Consider the following 6,000-nt stretch of genomic DNA (forward strand, 5'->3'; position numbering starts at 1 on the left):
CAACAATATTTAAATAAAAAACTCGTAAAAACATCATTATAAGTTATACTTTTCCTGGAGGAAAAAAGATAGATAATTTTGATTCACTTGTAAAGGGAGAATATAAAACTTATGATTTAGGACCTTTCCATGTAGGGGCTAAAAAGAATATCCCTATTCATGCTTACAACGTTAAAAATCAGCCTAAAAAAGAAGGAAAATTTACTCCAGAAGGCCGAATGCTTCTGGAGTATGGTCAGACTATTACTGTGAAACCGCAGCCTTAAGCTCGTCTACCTTGTCTGTATTTTCCCAAGGGAAGCCTTCGCGGCCAAAGTGTCCGTAAGATGCTGTCTTGCGGTAAATTGGCTGCTTAAGGTTCAGAGTCTTAATAATTCCTGCTGGTGTACAGTCAAATACCTTTTCTACAGCGGCTTCAATCTTGTTGCGGCTTACTTTTTCAGTACCGAATGTTTCAACCATGATAGAAACTGGGAATGGAACTCCGATTGCATAAGCAAGTTCTACCTCGGCGCGGTCTGCAAGTCCTGCTGCAACTACGTTCTTTGCAATGTAGCGTGCCATGTAAGCTGCTGATCGGTCTACCTTAGAAGGATCCTTTCCAGAGAAAGCTCCACCACCGTGGCGTCCCATTCCACCGTATGTATCTACGATGATTTTGCGTCCTGTAAGACCAGAGTCTCCATCAGGTCCGCCAATTACAAATTTACCAGTTGGGTTGATAAAGTATTTTGTATCACCTTTAAGAAGTCCTGTTGGTTCAAGAACAGGCTTAATGATTTCTTCGATGATTGTCTTTTTGATTGTATCGTAATCTACATCAGGATTGTGCTGGTGAGAAACAACTACAGTGTCGATACGGCAAGGTTTGTTGTTTTCATCATATTCAATTGTTACCTGAGATTTTGCATCAGGACGGAGCCATGCAATTTTACCAGAGTGACGCAATTCATGAGCACGAAGAAGAATCTGATGAGAATAGTAAACTGGGGCAGGCATTAAAGCTGGAGTCTCGTTACAAGCGTAACCGAACATCATACCCTGGTCTCCGGCACCCTGCTGACCTTCATATTCAGCAAGACCTGTACCTACAACGCCCTGATTGATATCTGCGGACTGAGCATGAAGACGGTTCATGAAAATACAATTTGCACCATCAAGTCCTACTTCTGCATCGTTATAACCGATGTCGAGTGCAACACCGCGTGCAAGTTTTTCGATATTGCGGTTGAATTCCTTAATATCGATATCCTGCTTCTGGAAACCAATTTCTCCACCAACAAGCAAAAAGTCTGTTGTTGAGAATGTTTCGCATGCTACGTGTGCATTCGGGTCTAAAGAAAGACAGTAGTCGAGAACGGCATCAGAAACCTGATCACAAAGCTTATCTGGGTGACCTTCACCTACAGATTCAGATGTAAATAAATAATGATTGTTAGATAAGATAGACATATACGTCTCCTATTTAGCAAGAATTTTTCCTCTCATACGAGAAGAATTCCGCCCTGCAATTTGGATAAATCGGCGGAAACGACGATTATAAAATTTACATATTAACTATATTGCATAAAACATAAAAATGCAATATTTTTACGCTATAGGGACGAAAAATAGGGGAAGGAGTCAATTAATTATGTCATTGAAAAAGTCTTTTTCAAAAGATAAGAAGACCTGTAAAGTTACATTTACTGTTTCAAAGGAAGCTGCTCAGGGAGCAAAAACAATAAACCTTGCCGGTGACTTCAACAGCTGGAGCAGTACTGATACCCCCCTTATCCTTGGAAATGACGGAAGTTTTTCTGTGACTCTTGAACTGGCTGCTGACCGGGAATATCAGTTCCGTTACTTATTAGACGGCTGCCGCTGGGAAAATGACTGGAAAGCCGACAAATATATCCCGGCTCCTTTCAGCAACGCAGATAACTCTGTTGTTGTTACACGCCAGTAGGCATTATTTATCAATAATCGTAAAACTAATCAGATTCTCGTTCTTTTCGCTAAATTCCTTGGCAATCTTTACAGCATCAAGTTTATCAGGTGTTTTTACAGTATATGAAAGCTGCATAATGTTGTCTTTCGGATGGAACTGTGGATTTACATCATGAACAATAAAGCCATAGCTCTTCATGATATCAGCAAATTTTTCCTGAAAATCAAAATCAGAACCTGCAGTTGAAACCTGAATAATAACCGACTTTGTTTTAGCGGCCGGGAAAATCTTCTTTTCAACCTTATCCATTGTCAAAAGAATAATCAGAATGATAAAGAAGGTAATTACAGTTGGAATATAAAGGCCTGCACCAAAAGACATACCCAATGCAGATGTCATGAAAATGATAGCTGCAGTTGTAAGACCTCTGATGTTCAGACCAAGTTTAAGAATGGCACCTCCGCCAAGGAATCCGATTCCGGTAATAACACCGGCCGCAATTCTTGTAGGATCGCCGTTTACTGCTGGAGTTTCTGCCATATAAACGGAAAGAATAGAAAGCAGACAGCATGAAAGTCCCATAGAAACCAGGGTTCTGATTCCAACAATATGCTGATGGCTCTTTCGTTCAAGGCCAAGAATAAAGCTGCATACAAAACTTAATGCTAATCTGATTGTATATTCTATATAAATATTCATAAGGCCTACCTGAAGAGTGCAAAACCGGTCTGAAGTTTTCCTCCAACCTTATTCCAGGTTCCGGCCTGTTTTACAGTCTGTGGATTTTTCATTGTCTTTACAGTGTTCAGTGAGGAAACTGTCCAGTCTGCAATGGCATCTTCATTTTTATATAGTTCATTTGAATAGCTGCACTTAGCAAGAATAACAGAAAGATAATCTCTGTCTGCAACATTTGTAGAAAAACTTTCGGCAAGGGCACAGAAAGCTGCCTGTGCGGTACTTACAATTGTACTTGCAGGTACGAGTCCTACAGCTTTTGAAGAAATCAATTCATATTTAGAAGGATATTCTTTTACAAGGAATAAAACAGAAATCTTTTCTTTTCGCTGGTCAATTCTCTTTAAAAGTTCATTAGATGAATATAGAAAACCGCTAATCATGGAATCAATACCATTGGAAATATCTTCTGTACGGTCAAGTTCAAATTGTGAACAGAAGGTTGAAGCATCAAAATAAAAGATTGCTTCATCCAGATTTTCGAGTTTTGTTTCTGCCCTGATAATCACAGAGTGAGCTGAAACAGCCGAAGACTTATTCCAGGTTGTTGCATAAATCTTTTCTGATTCAAATTTTGCAGCATCGGCTTCAGTTTTTGCAGTTCCAAATACTGAGCGTCCTGAATCTGCCAGTGCTTCTGCAAAAGCAAGCCCGTCTGGCAAATCCTTTCCAATTAACAGCGTGTTAGACATAATTTGATTATAACACACTATGGCATTGCAATCCATACTATGTTATAATGACTAACTATGAAAGTTTGGATTAAGTATTTGATTGGTGTTGCGTTAGGTATTCTTGCTGCTTTTATTCTTCCTACAGAAAATGCGGCTTTTGCAAATGCAATTGCATTTCTGACAGAATTATTTATAAGAGTGGGAAGATATGTTGTTGTCCCACTGCTTTTTACAAGTGCTATTGTTGCTGTTTCCAAGCTCAGAACTTCAAAACTGCTTCTTAAAACAACAGGATTAACTGTACTTATAATCGTAGCATCATCACTTATTCTAACTCTTGTAGGCCTTGCTTCAATTCTGATGGTAAAGCTTCCACGTATTCCAATTACGGTTGATGTAGCAACTGAAGCTTTTTCGATTGATGTAAAAGGTTTGATCCTTTCTCTTTTCCCTTATTCAGGATTTGAAGCACTTCGTGAAGGTTCGTTCCTGCTGGTTTCTCTTGTTTTTGCTTTCATAATTGGCTGGGAAAGTGCATCAGAAGAAGTTGCTTTTAAGCCTGTTTATGCACTTTCAGATGCTCTTTCAGATCTTTTCTATAATATCGCAAACTTCTTTACTGAAATCCTTTCAATTCTTTCTATTGCAATTGTCTGCTACTGGACTATGGATTTCCGTAAGGTAATTGAGCCTGGAATCTTTACTCCAATGGTAATTATGTTCCTGGTTGATTTTGTGATTGTGGCTGGAATAATCTATCCTCTTATTCTGCATTTTGTATGTCATGATCCACATCCTTATAAGGTTTTGTATGCAAGTATTGCACCGCTTATCCTTTCTTTCTTTAGTGGCGATTCAAATCTTGTAATTCCTCTTGCAAACCGCCATCTCAGTGATAGTCTTGGAATTCGCCGTCGTTGCCGAGGCTTTACTTATCCTATGTTCTCTATTTTTGCACGTGGTGGTTCTGCTCTTGTTACAACAATATCTTTTATTTTGATATGGCGTTCATATTCAAGTTTGAGTATTCCTGTAACTGATATTCTCTGGATTTTTGGTCTTTCATTCGGACTTTCCTTCCTGCTTGGTGGAATTCCTGCTGGTGGAGCTTTTGTACTGCTTACTATTTTGTGTTCAAAATATGCACGTGGTTTTGAAACAAGCTTCCTGCTTTTAAAGCCGGCTTCAATGATTATCTGCTCGTTTGCAGCTGTTTTTGATACACTTACTGCAATGGTCGGCAGTTATATTGTAGCTGTAAAGACTAAGACTATAGAGCATCACTCAATAACACATTTTATTTAATTTTATAACAATTTATTAGGGTTTTATATTGTGTTTTCGTATTTTTACGATATAATTAAACCCTAATAAAGAGGCTTGGTTTGGGAATATCTGTCAATGAAATTGTAACAGGAAGAAAAACCTTTTTTATTTTACCGGATACATCTTTAATGCCGGAAGCCTACCTGGAAGAATATTTTGCGCTGGGATATGAATGTTATTATGTTCCTTTTGATAAACGTGTAAATATTCAGAAAAAGGTTAAGGTAATAACATCCCTTTTTAAAGATCTGATTATTTTCTTTAATATTGATTATGAACTTCCTGGTTTGGATTGGGAAGACTATATTTATGATTATATCCAGGAATATGATAATGCAAGTTCAGTAGGAATCCTGTATACAAAACGTCAGTCAAAACTTGAAAAAAATCAGCTGGAGCGTAAATATCTTTACGAATATGGCTGTCGCTGTGGTTGTATTCAGCTTGAATATCAGAAAAATAATAATTTTGATTTGATTAGAAGAATTTTGTTTGCAAACCAGGCTCAGGGACGTCGAAAGACAATTCGTGCCTTGTGTTCTTCTGCCTGTACTTATACTTATTACAAGGGACAGAATTATAATGATCCGGTAACAGGAAGTCTTCAGGATATAAGTCTTTCTCATTTTACTATTCTTGTACCAGATGATAAATTAGAACTTAAGCTTTACGAGAAGATTCAGGATATTCATTTTAATCTTAAGGGCTTCCTTTTCCGTTCTGGTGCTATTCTTGCTATGGAGCGTTCTGTGAATGGCGGAATGCTCTATGTTTTCTCTTTCATAAACTCTAATGGTACTGCCGGACTTGATGATAGAATCCGTGAACAGCTGATTCCGGCGCTTTATAGGATTCTTTCAAATAACTGCAATCAGCTTCTTGATATGACTTATGCAGAAACTCCGGATGATGTTCCTCCAGAAGAATCTGAAGATGAAGAAGAAACAGAATAATGCCTGAAACCCCGAATATGTGATATGTACCCAAAATTCTGGACACATATTATGAACTAGGCGGAACGAATGGATGCTTCCCTGTATTTTACAGGAGGCATCCATTTTGTTTTAACCTGTATTCGCTTGTTGTTATAATAATCTATATATTCTGCGATTGCTACAGAAAACTCTTCAAAAGATTTAAAATCCCTTTCATGACCATAATATAATTCATTCTTTATTCGACCAAAAAATGTTTCCATAATGCAGTTGTCATAGCAGTTTCCTTTACGAGACATAGATTGTATAATCCCATGTTTAGTCAGAGCCGTTCTATAATAAATATGTTGATACTGCCAGCCTTGGTCAGAATGAAAAATAAGACCTTCTAAAAATG

The 6,000-nt window shown here is 37.9% G+C and carries 7 protein-coding genes; 3 read left to right on the forward strand and 4 right to left on the reverse strand.

Translation table 11 applies throughout. From position 1 onward, the window contains the following. Positions 1-243 precede the first annotated feature (243 nt). Positions 244-1,452, reverse strand: a complete 1,209-nt coding sequence (gene metK / locus BMY21_RS10600) for a methionine adenosyltransferase (protein ID WP_074643931.1) — start codon at positions 1,450-1,452, stop codon at positions 244-246. Positions 1,453-1,633: 181 nt separating this feature from the next. On the opposite strand from metK, the gene BMY21_RS10605 reads away from it, so the two are divergent. Next, positions 1,634-1,948 (forward strand): isoamylase early set domain-containing protein, encoded by a 315-nt coding sequence (locus BMY21_RS10605; protein WP_074643933.1) that lies wholly within the window; start codon positions 1,634-1,636, stop codon positions 1,946-1,948. A 3-nt stretch (positions 1,949-1,951) separates the two neighbouring features. Here BMY21_RS10605 and BMY21_RS10610 read toward each other — a convergent pair whose 3' ends face one another. After that, positions 1,952-2,629: an MgtC/SapB family protein gene (locus BMY21_RS10610; protein ID WP_074643935.1), complete on the reverse strand. Its 678-nt coding sequence runs from the start codon at positions 2,627-2,629 to the stop codon at positions 1,952-1,954. A gap of 5 nt (positions 2,630-2,634) precedes the next feature. Continuing rightward, positions 2,635-3,360 (reverse strand): hypothetical protein, encoded by a 726-nt coding sequence (locus BMY21_RS10615; protein ID WP_074643937.1) that lies wholly within the window; start codon positions 3,358-3,360, stop codon positions 2,635-2,637. Positions 3,361-3,417: 57 nt separating this feature from the next. Between BMY21_RS10615 and BMY21_RS10620 the strand changes: the two genes are divergently transcribed. Then, complete coding sequence (locus BMY21_RS10620) at positions 3,418-4,647, forward strand: dicarboxylate/amino acid:cation symporter (protein ID WP_074643940.1); 1,230 nt, start codon at positions 3,418-3,420, stop codon at positions 4,645-4,647. A gap of 80 nt (positions 4,648-4,727) precedes the next feature. Beyond that, on the forward strand, positions 4,728-5,621 hold the full coding sequence (locus tag BMY21_RS10625) for a hypothetical protein (RefSeq protein ID WP_074643942.1): 894 nt from the start codon (positions 4,728-4,730) through the stop codon (positions 5,619-5,621). A gap of 56 nt (positions 5,622-5,677) precedes the next feature. Here the strand turns inward: BMY21_RS10625 and BMY21_RS10630 are convergent. Continuing rightward, on the reverse strand, positions 5,678-6,000 hold a 323-nt coding region (locus tag BMY21_RS10630), incomplete at its 5' end, for an IS3 family transposase (protein WP_143064213.1).

This window comes from Treponema bryantii (assembly GCF_900111035.1).
Lineage (GTDB): Bacteria > Spirochaetota > Spirochaetia > Treponematales > Treponemataceae > Treponema_D > Treponema_D bryantii_C.

Bases quoted from the DNA above. Each gene is read 5' to 3' on its own strand.
- metK (WP_074643931.1), bottom strand. From the start codon at position 1,452: ATGTCTATCTTATCTAACAATCATTATTTATTTACATCTGAATCTGTA.
- BMY21_RS10605 (WP_074643933.1), top strand. From the start codon at position 1,634: ATGTCATTGAAAAAGTCTTTTTCAAAAGATAAGAAGACCTGTAAAGTT.
- BMY21_RS10610 (WP_074643935.1), bottom strand. From the start codon at position 2,629: ATGAATATTTATATAGAATATACAATCAGATTAGCATTAAGTTTTGTA.
- BMY21_RS10615 (WP_074643937.1), bottom strand. From the start codon at position 3,360: ATGTCTAACACGCTGTTAATTGGAAAGGATTTGCCAGACGGGCTTGCT.
- BMY21_RS10620 (WP_074643940.1), top strand. From the start codon at position 3,418: ATGAAAGTTTGGATTAAGTATTTGATTGGTGTTGCGTTAGGTATTCTT.